Annotated in this window: 24 protein-coding genes; 11 read left to right on the top strand and 13 right to left on the bottom strand. The window is 30.8% G+C overall.

From position 1 onward, the window contains the following. Window positions 1–18 precede the first annotated feature (18 nt). The 5 genes from atpA to MHN29_RS16680 all read left to right on the top strand — a co-directional run bounded on the left by atpA (window position 19) and on the right by MHN29_RS16680 (window position 4,375). The gene (gene atpA, locus MHN29_RS16700) at window positions 19–1,599 is read left to right on the top strand and encodes a F0F1 ATP synthase subunit alpha (RefSeq protein ID WP_150899455.1); all 1,581 of its coding nucleotides are present in this window, start codon (window positions 19–21) and stop codon (window positions 1,597–1,599) included. 54 nt (window positions 1,600–1,653) lie between these two features. Beyond that, the gene (locus tag MHN29_RS16695; RefSeq protein WP_235275638.1) at window positions 1,654–2,310 is read left to right on the top strand and encodes an FkbM family methyltransferase; all 657 of its coding nucleotides are present in this window, start codon (window positions 1,654–1,656) and stop codon (window positions 2,308–2,310) included. Window positions 2,311–2,353: 43 nt separating this feature from the next. Then, window positions 2,354–3,214, top strand: a complete 861-nt coding sequence (gene atpG, locus MHN29_RS16690; protein WP_235275637.1) for an ATP synthase F1 subunit gamma — start codon at window positions 2,354–2,356, stop codon at window positions 3,212–3,214. Window positions 3,215–3,302: 88 nt separating this feature from the next. After that, on the top strand, window positions 3,303–3,788 hold the full coding sequence (locus tag MHN29_RS16685; protein WP_235275636.1) for an energy transducer TonB: 486 nt from the start codon (window positions 3,303–3,305) through the stop codon (window positions 3,786–3,788). Window positions 3,789–3,868: 80 nt separating this feature from the next. Beyond that, on the top strand, window positions 3,869–4,375 hold the full coding sequence (locus MHN29_RS16680; RefSeq protein WP_235275635.1) for a hypothetical protein: 507 nt from the start codon (window positions 3,869–3,871) through the stop codon (window positions 4,373–4,375). A gap of 48 nt (window positions 4,376–4,423) precedes the next feature. Here MHN29_RS16680 and MHN29_RS16675 read toward each other — a convergent pair whose 3' ends face one another. Next, window positions 4,424–6,196 (bottom strand): 1-deoxy-D-xylulose-5-phosphate synthase, encoded by a 1,773-nt coding sequence (locus MHN29_RS16675; protein ID WP_235275634.1) that lies wholly within the window; start codon window positions 6,194–6,196, stop codon window positions 4,424–4,426. Window positions 6,197–6,234: 38 nt separating this feature from the next. On the opposite strand from MHN29_RS16675, the gene rsmI reads away from it, so the two are divergent. Continuing rightward, complete coding sequence (gene rsmI / locus MHN29_RS16670; RefSeq protein ID WP_235275633.1) at window positions 6,235–6,906, top strand: 16S rRNA (cytidine(1402)-2'-O)-methyltransferase; 672 nt, start codon at window positions 6,235–6,237, stop codon at window positions 6,904–6,906. Here the strand turns inward: rsmI and MHN29_RS16665 are convergent, their stop codons facing one another. From MHN29_RS16665 to MHN29_RS16640, 6 genes are read right to left on the bottom strand one after another with little or no spacing between them, the layout of a single operon-like run. Further along, complete coding sequence (locus MHN29_RS16665) at window positions 6,907–7,596, bottom strand: hypothetical protein (RefSeq protein ID WP_235275632.1); 690 nt, start codon at window positions 7,594–7,596, stop codon at window positions 6,907–6,909. Continuing rightward, window positions 7,596–8,261, bottom strand: a complete 666-nt coding sequence (locus MHN29_RS16660; RefSeq protein ID WP_235275631.1) for a hypothetical protein — start codon at window positions 8,259–8,261, stop codon at window positions 7,596–7,598. Before MHN29_RS16660 ends, MHN29_RS16665 begins: the two co-directional genes overlap by 1 nt. Further along, complete coding sequence (locus MHN29_RS16655) at window positions 8,261–8,929, bottom strand: hypothetical protein (protein WP_235275630.1); 669 nt, start codon at window positions 8,927–8,929, stop codon at window positions 8,261–8,263. Before MHN29_RS16655 ends, MHN29_RS16660 begins: the two co-directional genes overlap by 1 nt. A 5-nt stretch (window positions 8,930–8,934) precedes the next feature. Continuing rightward, on the bottom strand, window positions 8,935–9,576 hold the full coding sequence (locus tag MHN29_RS16650) for a hypothetical protein (RefSeq protein WP_235275629.1): 642 nt from the start codon (window positions 9,574–9,576) through the stop codon (window positions 8,935–8,937). A gap of 5 nt (window positions 9,577–9,581) precedes the next feature. Then, on the bottom strand, window positions 9,582–10,226 hold the full coding sequence (locus tag MHN29_RS16645; RefSeq protein WP_235275628.1) for a hypothetical protein: 645 nt from the start codon (window positions 10,224–10,226) through the stop codon (window positions 9,582–9,584). A 1-nt stretch (window position 10,227) separates the two neighbouring features. Further along, a complete protein-coding gene (locus tag MHN29_RS16640; RefSeq protein ID WP_150899445.1) occupies window positions 10,228–10,566 on the bottom strand; it encodes a PadR family transcriptional regulator in 339 nt (112 codons plus the stop codon). Window positions 10,567–10,706: 140 nt separating this feature from the next. Here MHN29_RS16640 and MHN29_RS16635 point away from each other — a divergent pair, with 140 nt between their 5' ends. Both MHN29_RS16635 and MHN29_RS16630 read left to right on the top strand, forming a co-directional pair. Then, window positions 10,707–11,759: a ferredoxin--NADP reductase gene (locus MHN29_RS16635; protein WP_235275627.1), complete on the top strand. Its 1,053-nt coding sequence runs from the start codon at window positions 10,707–10,709 to the stop codon at window positions 11,757–11,759. Between the two features lie 23 nt (window positions 11,760–11,782). After that, on the top strand, window positions 11,783–12,469 hold the full coding sequence (locus MHN29_RS16630) for a LysE family translocator (protein ID WP_150899443.1): 687 nt from the start codon (window positions 11,783–11,785) through the stop codon (window positions 12,467–12,469). On the opposite strand, the gene mgtE is transcribed toward MHN29_RS16630, so the two are convergent. From mgtE to MHN29_RS16610, 4 genes are all read right to left on the bottom strand, one after another. Then, on the bottom strand, window positions 12,456–13,805 hold the full coding sequence (gene mgtE / locus MHN29_RS16625) for a magnesium transporter (protein ID WP_150899442.1): 1,350 nt from the start codon (window positions 13,803–13,805) through the stop codon (window positions 12,456–12,458). The two genes, MHN29_RS16630 and mgtE, sit on opposite strands and share 14 nt — an antisense overlap. Next, on the bottom strand, window positions 13,786–14,598 hold the full coding sequence (rsmA, locus tag MHN29_RS16620) for a 16S rRNA (adenine(1518)-N(6)/adenine(1519)-N(6))-dimethyltransferase RsmA (RefSeq protein ID WP_150899441.1): 813 nt from the start codon (window positions 14,596–14,598) through the stop codon (window positions 13,786–13,788). Before rsmA ends, mgtE begins: the two co-directional genes overlap by 20 nt. Before the next feature lie 67 nt (window positions 14,599–14,665). Next, window positions 14,666–14,995 carry a DUF4286 family protein gene (locus tag MHN29_RS16615; protein WP_235275626.1) on the bottom strand — a complete coding sequence of 110 codons (330 nt, stop codon included), beginning with the start codon at window positions 14,993–14,995 and terminating at the stop codon, window positions 14,666–14,668. A 17-nt stretch (window positions 14,996–15,012) separates the two neighbouring features. Next, window positions 15,013–16,788: a tetratricopeptide repeat protein gene (locus MHN29_RS16610; RefSeq protein ID WP_235275625.1), complete on the bottom strand. Its 1,776-nt coding sequence runs from the start codon at window positions 16,786–16,788 to the stop codon at window positions 15,013–15,015. A 121-nt stretch (window positions 16,789–16,909) separates the two neighbouring features. Here MHN29_RS16610 and MHN29_RS16605 point away from each other — a divergent pair, with 121 nt between their 5' ends. Next, a complete protein-coding gene (locus MHN29_RS16605; protein WP_175578686.1) occupies window positions 16,910–17,053 on the top strand; it encodes a hypothetical protein in 144 nt (47 codons plus the stop codon). A 98-nt stretch (window positions 17,054–17,151) separates the two neighbouring features. Here the strand turns inward: MHN29_RS16605 and serS are convergent, their stop codons facing one another. Beyond that, a complete protein-coding gene (gene serS / locus MHN29_RS16600; protein WP_235275624.1) occupies window positions 17,152–18,426 on the bottom strand; it encodes a serine--tRNA ligase in 1,275 nt (424 codons plus the stop codon). A gap of 146 nt (window positions 18,427–18,572) precedes the next feature. Then, entirely contained in the window at window positions 18,573–19,514 is a 942-nt protein-coding gene (locus MHN29_RS16595) for a bifunctional riboflavin kinase/FAD synthetase (protein ID WP_235275623.1), read from the bottom strand. 191 nt (window positions 19,515–19,705) lie between these two features. Between MHN29_RS16595 and MHN29_RS16590 the strand changes: the two genes are divergently transcribed. Together MHN29_RS16590 and MHN29_RS16585 are read left to right on the top strand one after the other, a co-directional pair. Then, window positions 19,706–22,411, top strand: coding sequence for a TonB-dependent receptor domain-containing protein (locus MHN29_RS16590; RefSeq protein ID WP_235275622.1), 2,706 nt, complete (start codon window positions 19,706–19,708; stop codon window positions 22,409–22,411). Window positions 22,412–22,422: 11 nt separating this feature from the next. Further along, a complete protein-coding gene (locus MHN29_RS16585; RefSeq protein WP_235275621.1) occupies window positions 22,423–23,937 on the top strand; it encodes a G-D-S-L family lipolytic protein in 1,515 nt (504 codons plus the stop codon). Window positions 23,938–24,094 lie beyond the last annotated feature (157 nt).

Genomic DNA, 24,094 nt, shown 5'->3' with positions numbered 1-24,094 from the left:
TACATCAAAAGAAATAAGATGGCAGCAATTAAACCAGCTGAAGTATCAGCAATTTTAAAGGAACAATTAACAAATTTCGAGTCAAAAGCTTCATTAAATGAAGTAGGTACAGTATTACAAGTAGGTGATGGTATTGCTCGTGTTTATGGTTTATCTAACGTACAATATGGAGAGTTAGTTGAATTCGATAACGGATTAGAAGGTATCGTATTAAACTTAGAAGAAGACAATGCAGGGGTTGTATTATTAGGAGCTTCTACATCAGTAAGAGAAGGTTCTACTGTTAAGCGTACAGAAAGAATTGCTTCTTTAAGAGCTGGAGAAGGAATCGCAGGACGTGTTGTAAACACTTTAGGTCAACCAATTGATGGTAAAGGACCAATCGAAGGAACAACTTACGAAATGCCTTTAGAGCGTAGAGCACCAGGGGTAATTTACCGTGAGCCTGTAACTGAGCCAATGCAAACTGGTATCAAGTCTATTGATGCAATGATTCCTGTAGGACGTGGACAACGTGAGTTAATCATTGGAGACCGTCAAACTGGTAAATCAACAGTTGCTATTGACACAATCTTAAATCAAAAAGAATTTTATGATGCAGGACAACCAGTGTACTGTATCTATGTAGCTATTGGTCAAAAAGCTTCTACTGTAGCAGCAATTGCTAGTATGTTAGAAGAAAAAGGAGCTTTAGCTTATACAACTATCGTTGCTGCAAATGCATCTGATCCTGCACCAATGCAGGTATATGCACCATTCGCAGGAGCTGCAATTGGAGAATATTTCCGTGATACTGGTAGACCAGCATTAATTGTTTATGATGATTTATCTAAGCAAGCAGTAGCTTACCGTGAGGTATCTTTATTATTAAGAAGACCACCAGGACGTGAGGCTTACCCAGGGGATGTATTCTACTTACACTCAAGATTATTAGAGCGTGCTGCAAAAGTTATCAATGATGATAAAATTGCAAGTGAAATGAACGATTTACCAGATTCATTAAAAGGAATCGTAAAAGGTGGAGGTTCTTTAACTGCATTACCAATTATTGAAACACAAGCAGGAGACGTATCAGCATATATTCCAACAAACGTAATTTCGATTACTGATGGACAGATTTTCTTAGAGTCTGATTTATTTAACTCTGGTGTACGTCCAGCAATTAACGTAGGTATTTCTGTATCACGTGTAGGAGGTAACGCACAGATTAAATCAATGAAGAAAGTATCTGGTACATTAAAATTAGATCAAGCTCAGTTCCGTGAGTTAGAAGCGTTCGCTAAGTTTGGTTCTGATTTAGATGCTGCTACTATGAGTGTAATTTCTAAAGGACAACGTAACGTTGAAATTTTAAAGCAAGCTCAAAACGATCCTTTTACTGTAGAAGATCAGATTGCAATCATTTATGCAGGTTCTAAGAACTTATTAAAAGATGTACCTGTAAACAAGGTAAAAGAGTTTGAAAAAGATTATATCGAGTATTTAAATGCTAAGCACAGAGATACTTTAGATGTATTAAAATCTGGAAAATTAACTGATGAAGTAACAGATGCGTTAACATCAGCTGCAGCAGAAATTTCTGCTAAATTTTCAAACTAAATTTATTTTAAAGTATTATAAACCTCTTTAATAAAGTATAAGATATCGTAACCAATGTTTAATAAACTTTTCAAAGACATCATAGAAAAGAAAAAGCAACGTAAAATTCAAAAAGAACGTTGTAAGCCTTGGTTTGCGGTTAATGGAGATGAAACTTTACGATTAGATTATAATTTAACAGAAACTTCTGTAGTATTAGACTTAGGAGGTTTTAAAGGTAATTTTGCAGAGAGTATTTTTAATAAATACTCTTGCGAAATCTACGTTTTCGAACCAGTAAAATCCTTTTATAATATTATAAAAGATAAGTTCAAGGATAATGAGAAAGTTAAACCTTTTCATTATGGATTATCAAATGAAGATAAAGAACTTAATATAAGTAATACAGGAGATGCGTCATCAGTTTTTATAAAGACAGACGATGGAGAGAAAATTCAATTAAAATCAATTGTAAACTTTATTAAAGATCATAATATTACTAATGTAGATCTTATAAAGATTAATATTGAAGGTGGAGAATACGAAGTATTAGAATCTCTTTTAGAATCAGGTTTAATTACCAATTTTAAAAATTTACAGATTCAGTTCCACGATTTCATCATTGATAATGCTAGAGAACGAATGGAAAACATTCAAAGAAAATTAGCAGAAACGCATGAAATTACCTATCAATACGACTTTGTTTGGGAAAACTGGAAAATTAAAAACTAATTTTTTAGTAAACATTAAAATAGCATACACATAACTAGAAATTATGGCAAACTTAAAAGAAATACGTAATAGAATTACTTCAATTAAATCAACAATGCAGATTACCTCTGCCATGAAAATGGTATCGGCTGCAAAGTTGAAAAAAGCTCAAGATGCTATTACAGCAATGCGTCCATATTCATCTAAGCTTACTGAGTTATTACAAAGCTTAAGCGCTACTTTAGATAGTGATGCAGGTGGAGCATATTCTACGCAAAGAGAAGTAAATAAAGTATTACTAGTTGTAGTTACTTCTAACAGAGGTTTATGTGGTGGTTTTAACTCATCTATCGTTAAAGAAACAGTAAATACTATTAACACAAAGTATAATGGTGTAGCTGTTGACTTAATGACAATAGGTAAAAAAGGTAATGATATCTTATCAAAAGATAATAATGTAATTGAAAATAGAACTGATATTTTTGATGAATTAACTTTTGATAATGTAGCTAAAGTTGCTGAGAAATTAATGAATTTATACGTAGATGGTTCTTATGATAGAATCGAATTAGTATATAATAGATTCAAAAATGCTGCAACTCAAATACCACAAGTTGAACAGTTTTTACCAATTGAACCGGTAGAAAGTGATGAGAATGTAAATTTAGATTACATCTTCGAACCTTCTAAAGAAGAAATTGTATTAGAGTTAATACCAAAGTCTTTAAAAACGCAATTATACAAGGCTATCCGTGATTCATTTGCTGCCGAACATGGAGCTCGTATGACTGCAATGCATAAAGCAACTGATAATGCTAAAGAATTACGTGACGAGTTATTATTAACTTATAACAAAGCACGTCAAGCTGCAATTACTAACGAAATCTTAGAGATTGTTGGTGGAGCAGAAGCATTGAACAACTAAGAAAAAACATCTATATATTTAAAAGCGAACCAATTGGTTCGCTTTTTTTGTTAAATTTGTTAAGAACATTAATTAAAACATTTTTATTATGAAAAAGACATTTCTATTTCTTTTTATAGCTTTTATTACAAGTGGTATAGTTTCGCAAGAAAAAAAAGGTGATAAAGAAAACAATATCAAAACAGTTAATACTGTTAACGAAAATTCAGAAGATATTCCTATTTCACTCATTGAGAAAGTTCCTGTTTTCCCTGGTTGTGAAAAGTATGAAACAAATTCTAAAAAGAAGTATTGCTTAAACCAAATGATGCTCCAACATGTTGCTAAAAATTTCAATATAAATATTGCTGATGGTTTAAAGACACTTTCTCCTGGTAGAAAAAAAATTTATTTAGAATTTAAAATAGGTAAAAATGGACATGTAGAGGATATTTCTGCAAAAGCTCCACACGAAAAGTTAAAAGGAGAAGCCATTAGAATAGCTAAACTTTTACCAGTTATGGAACCAGGTTCACAAAAAGGCCAAAATGTTCGAGTAGCATATAGTTTACCAATAGCATTTAATGTGGAGTAATTAATAGAAAAACGAACTAAATCAGTTCGTTTTTTTGTCTTTAAATGTTATTTTCGTAACAACATCAAAAAATAAATTCTATGAAAAAATTAGTATTCAAAATGCTAGTATTATTCTCTATTGCTATCATGTCATCTTGTTCGAGTAATAATAGTGATGATGTAGCTCCAGAAACATCAAAAAGTGAAATAAAAATGACTATAGATGGAAACGAATTAATATTTAATTCTGTTGTAGTAAATTCTAATACTCAAAATGCTTTTGGAGAACCAGCTATTGAATTAACAGGAACTATTAACAAATCAGCTGATAAAGTAATAACACTTACTATTAATAAATCTCAAATAGGAGGAAAGACATTAAGTGATTTTACTTATGTTGAAAATGGAACTACATATTATTTTGGAGCGGTAATGTCTGTATCTACATGTGGAGCTACTATACCTGACAGTAAAATGGCTTTTATAACTACAACAAATGATGAAAAAGCTATTTCTGGAAACTTTGCAGGAAATATAGATATATGTAGTAATAATACTATTAAATCACTTAAAATTTCAAATGGGTCATTCAATGCAACTTATTAGGATGAATTAATAAAATAAAAAAAGCGAACTGAAAATAGGTTCGCTTTTTTATTTTAAAAGTTTTTCAATCGTATTTTGAATAGAATCTATGTCTATTTTACATTGCTTTTGTAGTTCATTTATAGTACCATGATGAATAAATTCATCAGGAACACCTAAAACCTTTATCTGACCTCTGTAATTTAATTCAGATGCTTGTTCCAAAATAGCACTACCTAAACCTCCTTTAACAGTTCCATCTTCAATAGTTATAATCCTGTCAAATTTATTAAAGATTATTTCAAGTAGCTTTCCATCTATAGGTTTTATAAATCGTATATCGTAATGCGCTATAGAATATTTGTTTTTTGTCTTTTTTAAGGCTTCTGAGACATTATCAGCAATTGTTCCTGTAGATAGAACAGCTAAGTCACTTCCTTCTTTTAAACAAACGTTTTTACCAATTGTTATTTTTTTGAAAGGAAGTTTCCATTCTTCAAGTTTACCTTTTCCTCTAGGATAACGGATAGCTATAGGCTTATCAATTCCTAACTGTACAGTATACATAATGTTTCGTAATTCAATTTCATTACGAGGAGCAAAAATGTGTAGGTTTGGAATGCAACGTAGATAAGCTAAGTCAAAAACTCCATGATGTGTGGCTCCATCTTGTCCAACTAAACCAGCTCTATCTAAACAAAAAATAACAGGTAAGTTTTGTAAAGCAACATCGTGTATTATTTGATCATAAGCACGTTGCAAAAATGTGGAGTAAATATTGCAAAATGGGATAATACCTTGAGTTGCCATACCGGCAGCTAATGTTACGGCATGCTGTTCGGCAATACCCACATCAAAAGTGCGTTCAGGAAATTTCTCTAACATAAATTTTAGAGAACTTCCAGTAAGCATAGCAGGTGTAATTCCAACTATTTTTTCATTTTGTTCGGCTAATTCTACAATAGTTCTTCCAAACACATCTTGAAACTTAGTAAATTTACTAGCTTCCTTTGGTAAAACATCTCCAGATATTTTATCAAATTTTCCTGGTGCATGATATTTTACTTGATCTTGTTCGGCTTGTCTAAGACCTTTTCCTTTAGTAGTAATTACATGTAAAAACTTAGGACCTTTAATTTGTTTTAATCTGTTAAGTTCTAATAAAAGTTCTTCAAAATTATGACCGTCAATAGGACCAGAATAATCAAAATTGAGTCCCTCAAATATATTATGCTGTTCAATATCAGAGCGTGTAGATTTTATTCTAGTTAAGTAATGTTTCAAAGCTCCAACTGAAGGATCAATACCAATAGCATTATCGTTTAAAATAACCAATAAGTTAGCGTTGGTATCTCCAGCATGATTTAAAGCTTCAAAAGCCATTCCACTAGCAATAGAGGCGTCACCAATAACAGCAATATGATGTTTTTCTTCTCCTTGTAATTTGGAAGCGATAGCCATTCCTAAAGCAGCAGAAATTGAAGTAGATGAATGTCCAACCCCAAAAGTGTCATAAGTACTTTCTGAACGTTTTGGGAAACCAGAAATCCCGTGTAATTGACGATTGGTATGGAAAATATCTTTTCTACCAGTTAAAATTTTATGTCCATAAGCCTGATGTCCAACATCCCAAACTAATTGATCTGTAGGTGTATCAAACATATAATGCAAAGCAATAGTAAGTTCAACAACACCTAAACTGGCACCTAGATGACCTTCTTTAGTTGCAACTACATCAATAATAAACTCACGTAATTCCTTGGCTAATAAAGGCAATTCATCATTGTTCAATTGTCTTATATCCTCAGGAAAATCAATATTTTTTAACAGCTTTTTTGGCATAGCACAAATGTACTAAAACTTTGTTGTAGCTTTGCTGTATGAGTAAATTGTATTTGGTACCAACACCTATTGGAAATTTAGATGATATTACTTTAAGAGCTCTTAAGGTTTTAAAAGAAGTAGATTATATTTTAGCTGAAGATACGCGTACTAGTGGAAAGCTGTTAAAACATTTTGAAATTAGCACACCTATGCAATCTCATCATATGCACAATGAACATAAAACAGTAGAAACTATAGTTAAAAGATTGCAAAATGGCGAAACTTTTGCATTGATTTCAGATGCAGGAACTCCGGCAATTTCTGATCCAGGTTTTTTACTAACAAGGGCTTGTGTACAACACAATATAGATGTTGAGTGTTTACCAGGAGCAACTGCATTTGTGCCAGCTTTGGTAAATTCGGGTTTACCAAATGATAAATTCGTTTTTGAAGGTTTTTTACCAGTTAAAAAAGGAAGACAAACCCGATTAAAGTTTTTAGCAGAAGAAAAACGTACTATGATATTTTATGAAAGCCCACATAAATTATTAAAAACATTAACTCACTTTGCCGAATACTTTGGTGAAGACAGGCAAGTTTCTGTTTCTAGAGAATTGACAAAATTATTTGAAGAAACCAAGCGAGGAAGTATAGCAGAAGTTTTATCATATTATACAGAAAAGCCTGCAAAAGGCGAAATTGTGATTATTGTTGATGGTAAAAAATAATTACACAAGTTTATATTCAGGGTAATGTTCTTCTAATAATTCCTCTGATTTTTTAGGAATAACAATTAATGTTACATAAGAGTATATAATTGTTAGTGTAATAATTACAGAGATAACAATTGCACCAATGCTTGATGGAGTGTTTTCAATATGATTGAAAATTTGAGGAAGATTTGAGGCAACTATTACACCTCCAAAAGAAGCTACATTAAAAATCATTTCTTCAAGCATCCATTTTTTACCATTGGTATTGGTTCTTTTTTTAAACTCTTTTTTTAGTTTAGTTACAAAATAAAGGTCTAAAATGGCTATTAGAAAAATAATTACTCCCATTATATACACTCCAATCGGTAATTGAATAAAGTAATAAAAGAAAAAGATAAGACTTATTACTAAAAGTATTTTAGGCAAACCAAACCATTCTTTTGTGTATTTCCATAGGATTTTACGATATTTTTTTTCTAGTTGTTTTTGTTTTTCTTCTACTACATCCATAAAGCCAAAAACACCAAATTTTTTAAAAGAAATATCTCTAGCTTGCTCAAAAGATAATTGAGGTTTATCAACCCAAATTTGTTCAATATCGTTGGCCAAGTGGTCTACCAATTCTGTTTGTACATCATAATGTTCTACATAATGCTGACGTGTAAACTTGTATAATTGTTCTATATGTTGGTTTGTTAATTTCATTATGATATAAGTTGTTTATACGTAGCATTAACTTTTTGATATTCTTTTTTGAAAAATTGAATTCCTAATATTGATTGCAAAAAAACGAATCCAAAAACTATAGCAACTAAAAAAGGAAATTTAAAAATATCAATTCCTATCATTTTAGGTATATAGATGAAAAAATTTATAATACTTAAAGAAAAACCTGCTTGTGTTAAAGCATTATTTAATTGTATAGATCTATTTACTCTGTATTTTGTTAAAAAATAGAATATAAAAATTGACATTGAAATTAAATAAGTAAATAAGGTGTATTTAAAGATTTTAGAATAAAAACTAATAGTGTAAAGCAGAGTAATAAAGCTTAAAATCAGCAAAATTGAAGATGTTTTTACAATAGAATTTTTAAAATATTTCCAATATCTTTTTCGATATTCTTTTGCAAACACATTTTGTTTTCTCTGCATAATACCTTCAAAATTACTTCCGTTAAAATTCTCTTTCCAACCTAAAGAAATAAAACTATCTTGAACAGCAGTCTTAAATTTTTCTCCATTTTCTAATTTATTTTCAACATCAGTAACAACATGATCCAACATTTCTATTCGAATGTCCCAATATTTAATACCGTCGTTTTCCAAACGATTTTCAATGAACTGTATTTGTTTTTCAGTAAGTTCCATTAGTTTAAATAAAAATTAGTGGCATATTGTTCAATACTTTCTTTTTGATTCATAAAGCTCAGATAAGCCAAATAGTTGATTGCAAGCATTATAGCAACTGTATAAATTTCTATGGGTGAATAAGGTGTTTCATTAAGAATTGGAGTAAAACTAGGAAGGTGTAAAGCTATTATTGAGTTAAATAATAGAATTTTTGTATAAGATCGAATAATTCTAATTTCACCAAATCTTTTTCTCAATTGATTAAATTTAATAGCAATAAAAAGAAAACTTGAAATAAAACAAGTAAAAATTATTTCACTTGCATATTTAATTTTAAAGACACTTAGAAAATATGTTGCACTTAAAAAAAGTAAAATAAAACCTAAGTTATATGATTTCGTCATTTGTTGAAACATAGAAATCAATACCTTTTTTGTATAATACCAAAAGCTCTCATTTTTAAGCTTTTTATATTCATTTAAATATTTCTTTTTTTGACTAAGCATATATTTTATGAAAGGGGTTTGAAACCCTTTATTTTCAAAAAAAGCAGGAATATTCTCAATTTTATTTTCAATTTCAGAAGCAATATGATCTATCATTTCAAAACGAACATCAACATATTCAACACCTATTCCTTCTAAAAAATCATTAATTCTTTGTATTTGTTGTTTTGTTAGTTCCATAGCAATTATCCCACAAGTAATTTATATTTTTCTTTTTCTTTTAGGTGTTTTGTATATAAAACAATTAAATAACAATTTGAAAAAATGAATAAAAGTAACAGTTCAATTGAATTCATGTCAAAGAAGTACATCGTTATGAGGACTGCACCAAAAAACAATACAACTTCCTGTGTTTTGATTAAAAAATTATAAGTGGTTTTATTAATTTCCTTTCTTGATTTATAAATAATGAATCCAGAAACAAAAGAAAACAAATACGAAATAAACAGCCCATTTGAATTAATTAGATTTAATGTTGTTTTATATAAATCTGGGTTCAAAAACATTACTAATAACAATGGTATTGATATAAATAATAGTGTTTTAGTATAAAGCTTTTTATAAATTGATTTTGCCTTTATGATGACTGTTTTCGGTGCAGAATAATACCATCCTAATAAAAAACTTGTATTGGAGTTAAGTTGCTTATTCCAATTATCGGTTACTTGTTGAAAAATAGTATCAAAGTCAGAGTTGCTTGATGTTAGTTTTTGTTCTATTTCAGAAATTATATGATCAAAAATTTCTATTCTAAAATCAATTAATTTAACGCCTTTAGCATCTAAGTAATTGCTAATTCTTTGTATTTGATTGTCTGTTAATTCCATAGCTGTTATTTTAACAAGTGTTTGTATTTGTTTAAAATTGTTGTTTTCTTTTTCTCAATAATAATTAACCCAGCTACACTTAAACTGAAAGCTATAAACCAATAGATAAAGAATAATATTCTGTGAGTATTTAAATAATCTTTAACTAAAGTGAAAGAGAAAAGGAAAACTTGTGGCAAACTCATAATGTTTCCCAAATATTTAAAGGAAATGAGCTGTCTTACTTTTTTGTTTTCATGATAGGTTAGATATAAACTGTATAGAATTTGAAAAACAATAGAACAGAAAAAAACTAAGTAGAGTAGGGAGTTACTTAAAGTAAAAGAAAGACTTAGAATAACTAGAGTACTTAACAAACTTATAGGAAGTGTTTTTAAATTTGTAAAAAAACGATAAGTAGTTATCCACAGTTCTTTTTGATAAGCCCAGTGTATTTTTGAGCCTCTATCTTTACCATATTGGAATATGAAGTTAGATTTGTCGGCTAAATATTGAGACAAATTACCATCTTTTGTAGTTTCTTCAAAATCACATATAAGATGATCCATTAACTCATAACGTTCTTCTTCATCAGAAAAAGACTTCTTCTTTTTTAGATAATTATATAAAAAAGCTACTTGTTTTTCTGTTATAGTATATTTCTTTTTCATTTTATTCTAAGCCAAATTTAGGATTAACTAGTTGCTGCATTGTTTGTAAAAACTCTTGCATTTCTGCAAGTCTATTTACAGTTTCCTTAGTACCACTTTCTGTCAATTTATAATACTTGCGAAGTCTATTACCAACTTTAGCAACTTCAACATCTAGCAAACCTTCAGCTTCTAATTTGTGTAACGCAGGGTATAGTGCACCTTCGGTAATTTTTAATTCGCCTTTGGTTAATTCTTTTACCTTTTGAGTTATTTCATATCCATACATCTTATCATTTTGTGCTAATAGCTTCAAGATGATAGTTTGTAAAGAGCCTTTATATAATTTTTGATTTCCCATAATTCATATACCTAAAAAACTTAGGTATGCAAATATACATAATTTTCTTATGTATAAAATTCTTAGGTATTATTTTTTATGACAGGAAGAATAAACGGTTACCTCACTATTTCTTATTTTTGTGCATTTAAATAGAATAAATGGCTACATTTCATAAATTAATTATTGAAAAAATAATAAAAGAGACAGCTGATGCTGTATCTATTTTATTTACTGTTCCTGCTGAGCTAAAAGAAGCTTATAAATTTGTAGCAGGGCAATATATTACCATAAAAACGAAGTTAAACGATCAAGAGGTTAGGAGAGCATATTCAATATGTGCTTCACCAAATACAAACGAAATTAAAGTAGCTGTAAAAGCTGTTGAAAAAGGATTGTTTTCTACCTATGCAACAACAAAATTAAAAGAGAATACAACTCTAGAAGTTTCTGAACCTGAAGGTAAATTTATATTACAACCTACAGGGAACAAAAACTATATAGCATTTGCTGCAGGTAGTGGAATTACACCTGTTCTATCTATGATAAAAGTAGTGCTGGAAAATGAACCAACTTCAACTTTTACATTAGTTTTTGGGAATAAAAAAGCTGATAGCACTATTTTTTATGCTGAATTAAATGCTTTAGCTGAAAAATATCCAACACAGTTTAATTTGCATTATGTGTTTAGTCAAGAAGTAAGAACAAACACTAAGTTTGGAAGAATTGATAAAGGGCATGTAAATTATTTTGTAAAGAATATTCATAAAGATATTTCTTTTGATTCTGCCTACTTATGTGGTCCAGAAGAAATGATAACTACAGTTTCTGAGACTTTACAAGATAACGGATTTGATGAGGAAAATATTCATTTTGAATTATTTACAGCAAGTTCGTCCCCAGATGAAGAAATTCCAATGCAGTTTCCTGACGGAAAATCTGGAATTACCGTTTTATTAGACGATGAAGAGTCTACTTTTACAATGGATAAAACAGATACAATTTTGGCAGCATCATTACGTAATCAGTTAGATGCTCCATATTCATGTCAAGGAGGTGTTTGTAGTAGTTGTATAGCAAAAGTAACAGAAGGAAAAGCTGTGATGACTAAGAACTCTATTTTAACGGATGATGAGTTAGAAGAAGGACTTATATTAACCTGTGTAGCGCATCCAGCAACTCCAAAGGTTGTGGTTGATTACGATGATGTTTAAACTAAATACAGTTACTTTATAAAATGGATTTCTACGACTTAAAAAATGCTTTTTTCATAGGATTTGTCATGTCTTTTATGATAGGTCCAGTTTTTTTTATGCTTCTTAAAACAAGTATTTTAAAAGGAGCAAGAGCTGCTATTGCATTTGATATTGGAGTTATTTTAGGAGATATATCTTTTATGTTAATAGCTTATTTTGGAAGTAGAAGTTTGTTAGAAAAAATTAAAGATGACCCTCGATTATTTTTAATTGGAGGGTTAATTCTTATTGTTTATGGTTTGATAACCTATTTAGATAAAAATAATAAAAAGGAATTAGAAGCTCCTGAAGTTGATATTCCAGAAAGTAATAACTACTTAAAATTACTTTTAAAAGGATTTGCTTTAAACTTCATTAATATAGGTGTTTTAGCAGGTTGGTTAGGTATTATTGTTGTAGTAGGTCCAACGTTAGATATGAACCCGACCTATATGTTTTGGTATTTTGCCACGGTAATATTGGGGTATGCTACTACCGATTTAGGGAAAATATTACTAGCTAAACAATTAAAAAGTAAACTAACACCTCTAGTTATTTATAGAATAAAAAGAGGAATGGGAGTGCTATTAATCGTTTTTGGAGCGATTATAATGCTAAAAACATTTATCCCTAAAGAAAAGATGGATAGTTTATTACAAACAGTAGAAGAAACTACTAAAAGCCAATAATCATTTTGGCTATCCAGAAATAAATAAGAATCCCAAAAATATCGTTACTTGTTGTAATAAAAGGTCCCGTAGCAATCGCAGGATCAATACCTCTTTTATCTAAAAATAAAGGAATAAAAGTTCCAATTAGTCCAGCAACTATAATTACTACAAAGAGAGATATTGAAATAGCACTTGCTATTTTATAATCTTGTTCAGATATAAAAACGTATATAAAAAGTAAAACAGCTAAAGCAAGTCCATTAATCATAGCTAATGATACTTCTTTTAATAATCTGTCTGTAATACTTCCTTTTACATCGTCATTAGCTAAACCTTGTACAATAATTGCTGATGATTGTACACCTACATTACCTGCCATTGCAGCAATTAATGGAGTAAACATAAAAAGAATAGCATTTTCTTTAATAGCATCGTCAAAAAAGCCCATAATACCAGCAGCACCAACACCTCCAAGAAGACCTAAGAATAGCCAAGGTAAACGAGCACGTGTTAATTCCCATATCGTATCATCAGCTTCAACATCTTGAGTAATACCAGCTGCTAATTGATAATCTTTATCAGCTTCCTCCTTAATAACGTCAACAATATCATCAATAGTAATTCTTCCTACTAAAATACCTAACTCATCTACAACAGGAATGGCTTCCAAGTCATATTTACGCATTATGTTAGCAACATCTTCAGCCTCATCATTAACATTAACAAAGTCTAACTTAGGAATATATACATCGGCAATTTTAGCACGTGTAGAAGCCATTAATAAATCTTTTAATGACAAACGACCTTTTAGTTTACCACTATCGTCAACTACATATATAGAATGTACTCTGGTTACTTCTTCTGCTTGGACACGCATTTCTTTTACACAGCGTAAAACAGTCCAGTTTTCATTAACTTTTACAAGCTCTTTCGCCATTAAACCACCTGCAGAATCTTCATCATATCGTAATAACTCTACAATTTCTTTGGCGTGTTCTTCATCTTCAATCTCTTGCATTACTTCCTGTTTTCTTTTTTCAGGAAGTTCGGCAATTACATCGGCAGCATCATCGGTGTCAAGTTCATCAATTTCTTCAGCAATTTCTTTGGCTGTAAGTTGTTGAAATATTTTTTCACGTACATCATCATCCACATCCATTAAAACTTCAGCGGTTGTTTCACTGTCTAATAAACGAATAATATATAATGCCTCTTCAAAAGATAATTCATCTAAAACTTCGGCAATATCGGCGTGATGTATGTCTGAGAAAAAACTGGAAAGCGCTGTGTCTTTCTGGTTTTTAATCAGTTCCTGTACGTTTTCTAAAAGATCTTTAGTAATTTCTAATGCCATCGTTTGCGATTTTTGCCGTCAATTCAATGAATTTTTGTACCGATAATTGTTCGGGACGCATCGCAAAGATAGGGTCTTCTTTTAATGTATCCGAGAGATCTAAAGATTTTAAACTAGAACGTAGCATTTTTCTTCGTTGATTAAATGCTGTTTTTACTACTCTAAAAAATAATTTTTCATCTACTGGAAGACTGTAATCCTTTTTTCTAATTAATCGTATAACACCAGAATCTACTTTTGGTGGTGGATTAAAAACAGTAGGAGGTACTGTAAATAAATATTCAGCATCATAGAATGCTTGTGTTAAAACGGATAAAATCCCATAGGTTTTAGACCCTTCTTTTTCTGCTATTCGTAAGGCTACTTCTTTTTGAAACATTCCAGAAAACTCAGGTACAAAATCCCTGTTTTCAATTGCTTTAAAAACAATTTGAGAAGAGATGTTATAAGGAAAGTTTCCAATAATGGCTATTTGCTCTTTATTGAAAGTATCAGTAATATCCTTTTTTAAAAAATCACCTTCAATAATAGTGAATTTTTCAGAAGAAGTATCTAGTTTAATATGCTCTAGAGGAAATGTTTCTTTAAGGTATTCTACCGATTCAGAATCTAATTCCATTACTGTAACCTTAGGCTTTTTTTCTAATAAGTATTTTGTTAGAACTCCCATTCCAGGACCTATCTCCAATACGTTATCATATCCATTTTCGGTTAACGAATCTGCTATTTTTTTTGCGATGTTTTCATCGGTTAAAAAATGTTGTCCTAAATGTTTCTTTGCTCTTACGGTCATGTTCTAAGATAAAAAATTTAAGATTAAGTAGTATCTCAATTCTTTTGTAATTGTATCCTGTTCCTTTTTAGTTGCTAGATACAGTAGGGTAAAATTCGTTTATTACTTTCAATTCAGTACGGAAGGCTAACATTTTATCAGCAAACTTTTTAAGACCATCTGAACGTAATTTATCAGCATCATGTTTGTAATAATTTTCTAAATCCTCACGTGATTTAGCTGTATATTGAATAGAGTAAGTAACTCCTCCCATTTCTTCTTTTACTAAAACTTGTGTCAACTTAGCACTTAAAAAGCGTCCTGTTGCTAAAACTTCTGGTATGTGGCTTTCAATCCAAGTTAACCATTCTGCATGAACACTTTCATCAATATTTACTGTTACGTTATATATATACATTGTTGTTTTCTATAAAATTAGATATTATCCCCTCTTAGTTTTCTGTATTTTTTTCGAGCAGCAACTAAGTAAATGCTCGATGGGTGGTCAAAAATAATCTTTTGATAGTATTCTTTGGCCTTTTCAGCACTATTTAATTCATTATTGTATAATTCACCCATTAAATAATACACATCATCAATATAAATTCCTTCTTTATCCAAGGCTATTATTTTGGTATAATTTGAAATAGCTTCGTCGTATTTGTGCTGTTTTACAAGAAGTTCGGCCTGTTTAAACAAGGCTTCGTCTTCTATAGGTTGTCCTTTGTAATTTTTGATAATATCATTTAAAATAGCAATGGCTTCATTATCTTTATTCTGAAAAGCTAATAAATCAGCTTTAGCATATTCTTTTAAGCCAGAAGGGATACTATCTTTAGGTTGGTTATCAGAAATTGTTAAAAACAAATTAGCAGCATCGTTTGCTATAAGCTGCGTAGCAGAACCTTTTAAAACTTTTAGTTGTGCTTTGGCCCATTTAAAATCGCTTTTGAAATAAGATGTTTGAGCTACTTTAAAACGTGCGTCTTGTCCTAAATAATGGTTTTTAAATTTTGTTTGTACTTGTGAAAAGTAAATAAGAGCTTTGTTAAACTTTCCAGTGTACACTAAAACTTCACCTAGTTTTAGTTTAATCGTAGCTTTGGAAAACTTATGGCTAGCAAATTCCTTAGCTTTATTTAAAACTTCTACAGCTTTTTCAGGGTTGTTTTTATTGAATGTTAAATAATTAGCATAAGCTACTTGAGTACGAAAAGTATTTTTATTAATTCCATATTTTGAAAATATGTCATCAAAACGTGCTTCTACATCTGGTTCTTTGGTTTCAATAGCTATTTTTAAATTGTTGTTAATAGCATTAAACTTATCTCTAGGATAATTAGTTTTTTCAATGATTAAATCAAAACATTTTTTAGCAGTTTCATATTCTTTATTCTCTAAAGCAATTTTACCTAGTTGATTAATTCTACCCAAATTGTCAGGGTCTCTAGCTAATAATGCTTTTAATTGGATAAGAGCTTTCGAATATTGTTTTTGTTTTATAAATAACCATGCTAGTAAATCGTTCCAAATGTTTTTAGGATTACTTATTGATTTTCTTAACAAGGCTTTTTTAAATAAGTTATTATTTTCGTTTTCAGCATCATCATTAATATATCTACTGGTGTAACGTTTAACATTATTCAAATAGCTTTCATTTTTGTCAACTAAATCTACATAAGATTCAAACATCTTAGGAAAATCTCCTTTTTCACCATGGATTTGCGCTAATTGGAAACCATAATTAGCTTGTGGATGGTTTTCCATGGTTTTGGTATATGCTTCAATAGCATAGTCTAGTTTGTTATAGTTTTTAAATAAACTAGCAATAACACTTCCGTAATTACCCTTTTTGTTTAATGAATTAAGTGCTTTTTGATAATATTTATTGGCTTCTGAATCGTTTTGTTGACGCTCGTAGTTATATCCTATGATAACATTTAGATATGTTAAGTTAGGTCTTTGTTTTATTTTTTGTGTTAATAGATTTTCGGCAACCAAAAACTGCTCAGTTTCTTGATAAGAAGTTATAAGTCTCTTTAAATAGGTTGTGTTATAGGGACTCTTATCATATAATTTTTTATAAAGTTGAATAGCTTTTTCATATTCATTATTTCTAAAATAATTTTCAGCAATAATAAAATCGTTCTGTTGAGAATAGCAGAACAAATTAATAATAAGGAAGTTAAATAGAATAAAGGTTTTTTTCATCAATCAAAAATACAGAAGAAAATTGTTAAATTAATATTAAAACACACCCTTTTTTTAAAAGGAACGCAACATTTTGGCACGAACTTTGTTTTATTGTTAGCGTAACTAAACATCGAATACTATGAAGAATTTAAATACGCAATATAACTTAGCAAAGAGTAGAGCAGATGAATTTATGAGAAGAGGACAAATAACTCAGTATTTTGAAGCTTTATTGGAAATGAATAAATATAAGAGATTAATGGTAGCCGTAGTTGCTAACTAACTATAAAAAATAGTTCATTATTAAGGGGTGAATTAAAAAAAAGAACCAAGCATCTTAATTGAAGCATTGGTTCTTTTTGCATTTTATAATGAAATTATTTAGTCAATTTTATCAAAACCACAATAAGGAATTAATACTTCAGGTATGTTAATTCCGTCTTCAGTTTGATAATTCTCTAAAATTCCAGCTAATACTCTAGGTAAAGCTAAAGAACTTCCGTTTAAAGTATGAACTAATTGACTTTTTCCTTCTTTATTTTTGAATCGTAATTTTAAACGATTTGCTTGATACGTTTCAAAGTTTGAAGCAGAACTAATTTCTAACCAACGTTCTTGAGCTGTAGAATACAATTCAAAATCGAATGTTAAAGCAGAAACAAATCCTGTATCTCCACCACATAAACGTAAAATACGATATGGTAATTTTAATTCACGTAAAATACCTTTAATGTGTTCTACCATTTCGTTTAAAGCATTGTAAGAGTTTTCTGGATGTTCAATTCTTACAATTTCCACTTTGTCAAATTGGTGTAATCTATTTAATCCACGTACATGCGCACCATAACTTCCAGCTTCTCTACGAAAACATGGTGTGTAACCTGTATATTTAATTGGTAAATCATTCTCTTTTACTAAATCATTTCTATGAATATTAGTAATAGGAACTTCCGCTGTTGGAATTAAATATAAATCATCTCCAGTTACATGGTACATTTGTCCTTCTTTATCTGGAAGTTGACCAGTACCAATACCAGATACTTCATTTACTAAATGAGGAACTTGTACTTCGCTATAACCAGCAGCAATATTTTTATCTAAAAAATAATTGATTAAGGCACGTTGTAAACGAGCTCCTTTTCCTTTGTATACAGGAAAACCAGCTCCAGTAATTTTTGAACCTAAATCAAAATCGATGATATCATATTTTTTAGCTAATTCCCAGTGAGGTAAAGCTTTTTCACCTAAATCAGGAATAGTACCTTCGCTAAAAATAGTTTCATTATCCTCTTCGTTTTTCCCAGCTTTCACAGATGCGTGAGGTACGTTAGGAATTTGGTATAATAAATCTTGTAATTTGTTAGAAGCAATACTTAATTCTTCAGTTAATTGCTTAGATTTCTCTTTTAATTCACCTGTTTTTTCTTTCAGTAAGTTTGCTTTTTCAATTTCACCTGACTTAAAAAGACCTCCAATTTCTTTGGATATTTTGTTAGATTCAGCTAATGTATTATCTAAAGAAACTTGAGTAGCTCTACGAGCTTCATCAGTAGTTAATACTTCATTAATAATTGCTTCGGCATTTTCAAAACTACGTTTTGCTAATCCGTCTAAAACAGTTTGTTTGTTTTCTCTAATAAACTGAACCTGTAACATCTTTTTTTAATTTTTAAGAACCGCAAAGATATAAGAAGCTACAGACTTAAACAATGGTGATTGCTTACTAAATAGTTTTTTACGTATTAAGTTTTAAAATTCTATTTAAGAATGAATAAAAAAGACTTTGTTAGAATTCTATTTTGTTAACTTAAATTGGTTATTGTGTTGATGTAGTTTAGGGAATTTTCTTTGTCTGTTTTAAGTTGAATAATTAAATCATCAACAGAATTAAATTTGTGTTCATCTCTTAAAAAATAAAGTAACTCAATGGTTAATTCCTTTTGATATAAATCTTGGTTAAAATCGAAAAAATGAACTTCAATAGTTTGATGTTCCCCGTTAACTGTAGGTCTATTGCCAATGTTCATCATACCAAAAACAGTATCGTTATTAATCGTAGATTTTACAACATATACTCCAGTTTTAGGAACTAGTTTATAGGTTTCAGCAATGTCAATATTAGCAGTAGGAAAACCAATTTTACCGCCAAGTTGTTTTCCATTCACAACAACGCCTGTTATAGAAAATGGATATCCTAAATATTTATTGGCAGTTTTTAATTCACCACTAGCTAGTGCTTTTCTAATTTTAGTAGAGCTTACAGAAACTTCATCAATATCTTGAGCTAAAATTTCTTGAACTGTAAAATCATACAGGTGAGAATATTCAGTTAATTGTTCAATATTTCCTTCTCTATTCTTTCCAAAATGATGATCATAACCAATAATTAATTTTGAAGTATTGAGTTGATTAACTAAGATATCACGAACAAAATCTAACGCAGTAAGTCTAGAAAATTCTTTGCTAAAAGGATGGATAATTAAGTAGTCTAATCCTAAGTCTTCTAAATGTTTGGCGCGTTCATCAATCGTATTGATAAGTTTTATAGAAACATCTTTTTGCAACACCATTCTAGGGTGAGGAAAAAAAGTTAGTAAAACTGATTTTTTATTAGATGATTTTGCTTCATCAATCAATTCTTGAATAATTTTTTGATGACCAATATGAACACCATCAAAAGTACCAATAGTAACTATTGATTTCTGTGTTGGTTTAAAATCGAAAATGGAGTGAATAATTTCCAAGATAAGAACAAATTTATGCAAAAATACAATTTGTAAAAGAGGATAAGTAATGTTCGTTAAATAAAGTTACAAAAATGTCAATTTAACAAAACAAACCCCTCAAAAACACTATAGTGATAAAATAAAGGATAAATTTTTACAAATAAAAAAAAATCGTATTTTGCGCTACAGTTAACAAATTATTATACATTATGATGAAAAAACTATTACTTGTTGCATTTGTGCTATTTGGCACGGCAATAATGGTTGCTCAGACTACCATTACTGGTACAGTCAATGACGCATCTCTTGGTGGGCCACTTCCGGGAGCAAACATTAAGGTTCTAAGGAAGGCTGTAGGAACATCTACTGATTTTGATGGGAAATTTACTATGACAGTAACAGACAACCCTCCTTTTACAATTGAAATTTCTTCTTTAGGATACCAATCTAAAACAGTTGAAATTACAAAAAACAATCAAGTTGTTGAGGTGTCTTTGACAGAGAATGCAACTTCTTTAGATGAAGTAGTAGTTTCTGCTTCTAGAACTCCAGAGCGTGTTATGGAATCTCCTGTAACAATTGAGCGTTTCGATTCTAGAGCTATTAAGAACACAGCTTCTGCATCATATTACGATGGATTAGAAAATTTAAAAGGTGTTGATATTAATTCAGGAGGTTTTACTTTTAAAACAGTAAATACTCGTGGATTTGCTACGTTTGGAAATGAGCGTTTCGTTCAGTTAGTTGATGGAATGGATAACGCATCTCCAGCATTAAACTTTGCTATTGGAAATTTATTAGGAATTTCTGAAGTAGATGTAAAAAGTGTTGAGATATTACCTGGAGCAGCATCGGCTTTATATGGTGCAAATGCTTTTAACGGAATTATGTTAATGCGTAGTAAAAATCCTTTTAATCACCAAGGAATTAGTGTAGGATTAAAAACAGGATTAACAAGTCAAGAAGCAGCAGGAGACAATAAGTTTTATGATGCTACTATTAGAATGGCACATGCTTTTGATGACTACTTTGCTGTAAAAGCAAGTTTTTCTTACTTAAAAGGTGAGGAGTGGCATGCTACAGATTACAGAAATACAACAGGTATTGGAGGGTCTTATATTCCAGGTACTAGACAAAGTGATCCAAACTATGATGGAGCAAACGTATATGGAGATGAGGTTTCTGTAAACTTAGGACCTGCAATAGGTAATGTAAGTAGAACTGGTTATACTGATCAGGAGTTAATGACTAATGAAGCTAAAAGTGTAAAGTTCAATGGAGCTATTCACTACCGTCCATTAGGAAACGATAGAGTTGAAATTATTTGGAACTCAAAATATGGTACTGGTAACACTATTTACCAAGGACAAAACAGATATAACTTAGCTAACTTCTTTATGGAGCAGCATAAATTAGAAGTTAGAGGTAAAAACTTCTTCGTAAGAGGTTACTATGCTGGAGAGGATGCAGGAGATTCTTATGATACTCGTTTTGCTGCAATTAACATTAATAGCAAGTGGAAATCTAATACAGATTGGTTTGGACAATATGCAGCGGCTTATTTAGGAGCAATTCCAGGAGTGCCTGCATCAAATCATGCAGCGGCAAGAGCAGTAGCAGATACTGGAAGAGCAGTTCCTGGAACACCAGCTTTTCAAGCTTTATTTGATGAAGTAACTGCTGATCCAGATTTATTAACAGGATCAAAGTTTAGAGATAATACAAGCTATTACCATGCTGATGGTAATTTAAATTTACGTGATTATATTGATTGGGCTGAAGTACAAGTAGGAGGTTCTTACAGACAATATAGATTAAATTCTTTTGGAACAATTTATACAGATGCTGATGGGCCAATTAAATATGGTGAATATGGTGTGTATACACAATTACAAAAGAAAATGTTAGACGATCGTTTAAAGTTTACAGGGTCTATCCGTTATGATAAATCAGAAAACTTTGATGGGAATTTTACACCTAGAATATCTTTAGCATATGCGGCAGGTGAAAACAAAAATCATAACTTCAGAGCTTCTTTCCAAACAGGTTTCCGTAACCCAACTACTCAAGACCAATATATTGGTTTAGCAACAGGTGCTGGATTTATCTTAGGAACTGCTCCAGATAATATTGGTCGTTTCTCAGCACCAGCAGTAACTACAACAGGTTCATTTACATTAACAGGTGCAGATGTGTTTTCAAGAGGTTATTCTGCTAGTTCAATTGCAACTGGAACACCAACTTTAGCTACAACAGCTTTAGTAAAGCCAGAAGAAGTAAAATCTTTTGAGGTTGGATACCGTGGTGTTTTACCATTAGGAGATAATAAATTATCTGTAGATTTTAGTACATATTATAACATGTATTCTAACTTCATTTCTAATAAAGATGTTTTAGTATTAGTTGATCCTACTACACCAGTAACAGTAGCTAACTTAACAAATAGAGATTTGGTAAGAACATTTAGTGTTAAAACAAACTCTACTGTAGATGTTGATTCTTATGGATTAGGTATAGGATTAAGTACAAAAGTATTTAATGGATATAATGTAGGTTTAAACTATACATGGTCTAAGTTTAGTTTTGATCAAGCTCAAGATCCAGATTTTGAAGCAGGTTTCAATACTCCAGAACATAAGTTAAAAGCTCAGTTTGGACATCCAAATGTATTTGAGAACTTTGGATTTAACGTAAGTGCTCGTTGGCAAACAGAATTCTACTGGCAATCAACTTTCTTAGAAGGAAATGTAGAAGAAAGAACTGTTCTTGACGCTCAAATTAATTACTCAGTACCTTCAATTAAATCGGTATTTAAAGTAGGAGGGTCTAACTTAACAGGAAAAGAATATTTAAGTGCACCAGGAGTTGGAGCAATTGGATCTCAGTATTACATTTCTTGGACAATCAATAACTAAAAAAAATAAAAATGAAGAATACATTAAAATATACATTTTTATCTGCATTATTTTTAGGTGTTGTAGCCTGTGATGTAGATAATACTCTACCAGAAATTAAAGGAGAGGCAGAAAATACTACAACGTTAGTTGCTGGTACTGCAGATTTCTCAAATTATGTAGCGCTTGGAGCTTCTTTTACAGCTGGTTTTACAGATAATGCTTTGTTTAAAGCAGGACAAGAAAATTCATTTCCAAATATTTTAGCAAAGAAATTTGCTATGGTTGGTGGAGGAACTTTCACGCAACCTTTAATGAACGATAATTTTGGAGGTTTAATTTTAGCAGGGAACCCTGTACTTGATCCAGCAACGAATCAGAGATTATTTAATGAAAGATTAATTTTTAATGGAACTGGACCTGCAGCTTTAAACTCTGTTATTCCTTCGGCAATGTCTACAACTGATTTTGCCTTAAATAATCCTATGGGACCATTTAAGAACTTGGGTGTACCAGGAGCATTAAGTACTCATTTTGTTGCGCCAGGTTATGGAAACTTAGCTAATTTCCCAGCAGCAGCAAATCCTTACGCAATTAGAGTTGCTGGAAATACAAACTCATCATTGTTAGAGCTTTTTGTAGCGCAAGCACCAACATTTTTTACCTTATCTGAATTTGGAGGAAATGATGTTTTAGGATATGCAACAAGTGGAGGTGATGGAACTAAACCAATAACTCCAACTCCAGTATTTGAAGCTGTATTAGGTAATGTAGAAACAGCTTTAAAAGCAACAGGAGCTAAAGGTGTAATTGCTAATTTACCTTACATTACTTCTTTACCACATTTTACTACGATACCTTACAACGCTGTTCCTCTAGATGCAGCTACGGCTACAGCATTAAACCAAGGTTATGCGGCTTATAATGGAGGTATTCAAGGTGCACTTGCAGCATTAAGTGCATCAGGAGCATTTACTGCAGAGGAAGCGGCTAAAAGAACAATTAATTTTTCAGCTGGTCAAAATGCAATGGTTATTATAGATGAATCTTTAACAGATTTAGGTGCTATCAATCCTGCTTTTGCTGGTTTACCTAAATATAGACAAGCAACTGCTGCTGATTTATTTGTGTTACCTCTTTCATCTTTAATTCCACAAGGATATGGTACTCAAACAGCGTTAGAAGATAAATGGGTATTAACACCAGAAGAGCAAGCTGAGATAAAAACAGCTGTAGATGCTTATAATGCAAAATTAAAAGCTGTTGCAGATGCAAATGGTTATGCCTTTGTAGATCTTAATGCTGTTTTACAGCAAGCAGCAACTACAGGTTTAAAGTTTGATACTTATAACTTAACGACTAGTTTAGTTACTGGAGGTTTAGTTAGCTTAGATGGTATTCACCTTACAGGTAGAGGTTATGCGTTAATGGCTAATAAAATGTTAGAAGCTATTGATGCTACTTATGGATCTAACTTTGCAGCTGGTAAAGACGGTTTAGCTAAAGCAGATAGTTATCCAACAAATTACTCGCCTACTTTACCGTAAGTAGTAGTTTTGTTAACGATATATTTAAGGCTGAGAGTTTACTCTCAGCCTTTTTTATTTTATATGATGCTTAATTCTTTTGGATTAGAAATAGATTAAGTTATTAACTAATGATATTAGTTGTTAAATATGGGTTTTTAGCTGTTTTAAGCGTTTT

The organism is Tenacibaculum sp. Cn5-46 (assembly GCF_022347705.1).
Classification (GTDB): domain Bacteria; phylum Bacteroidota; class Bacteroidia; order Flavobacteriales; family Flavobacteriaceae; genus Polaribacter; species Polaribacter aiptasiae.
The sequence above is the reverse complement of the archived record's forward strand: the minus strand, read 5'-3'. Positions and strand labels throughout refer to the sequence as shown.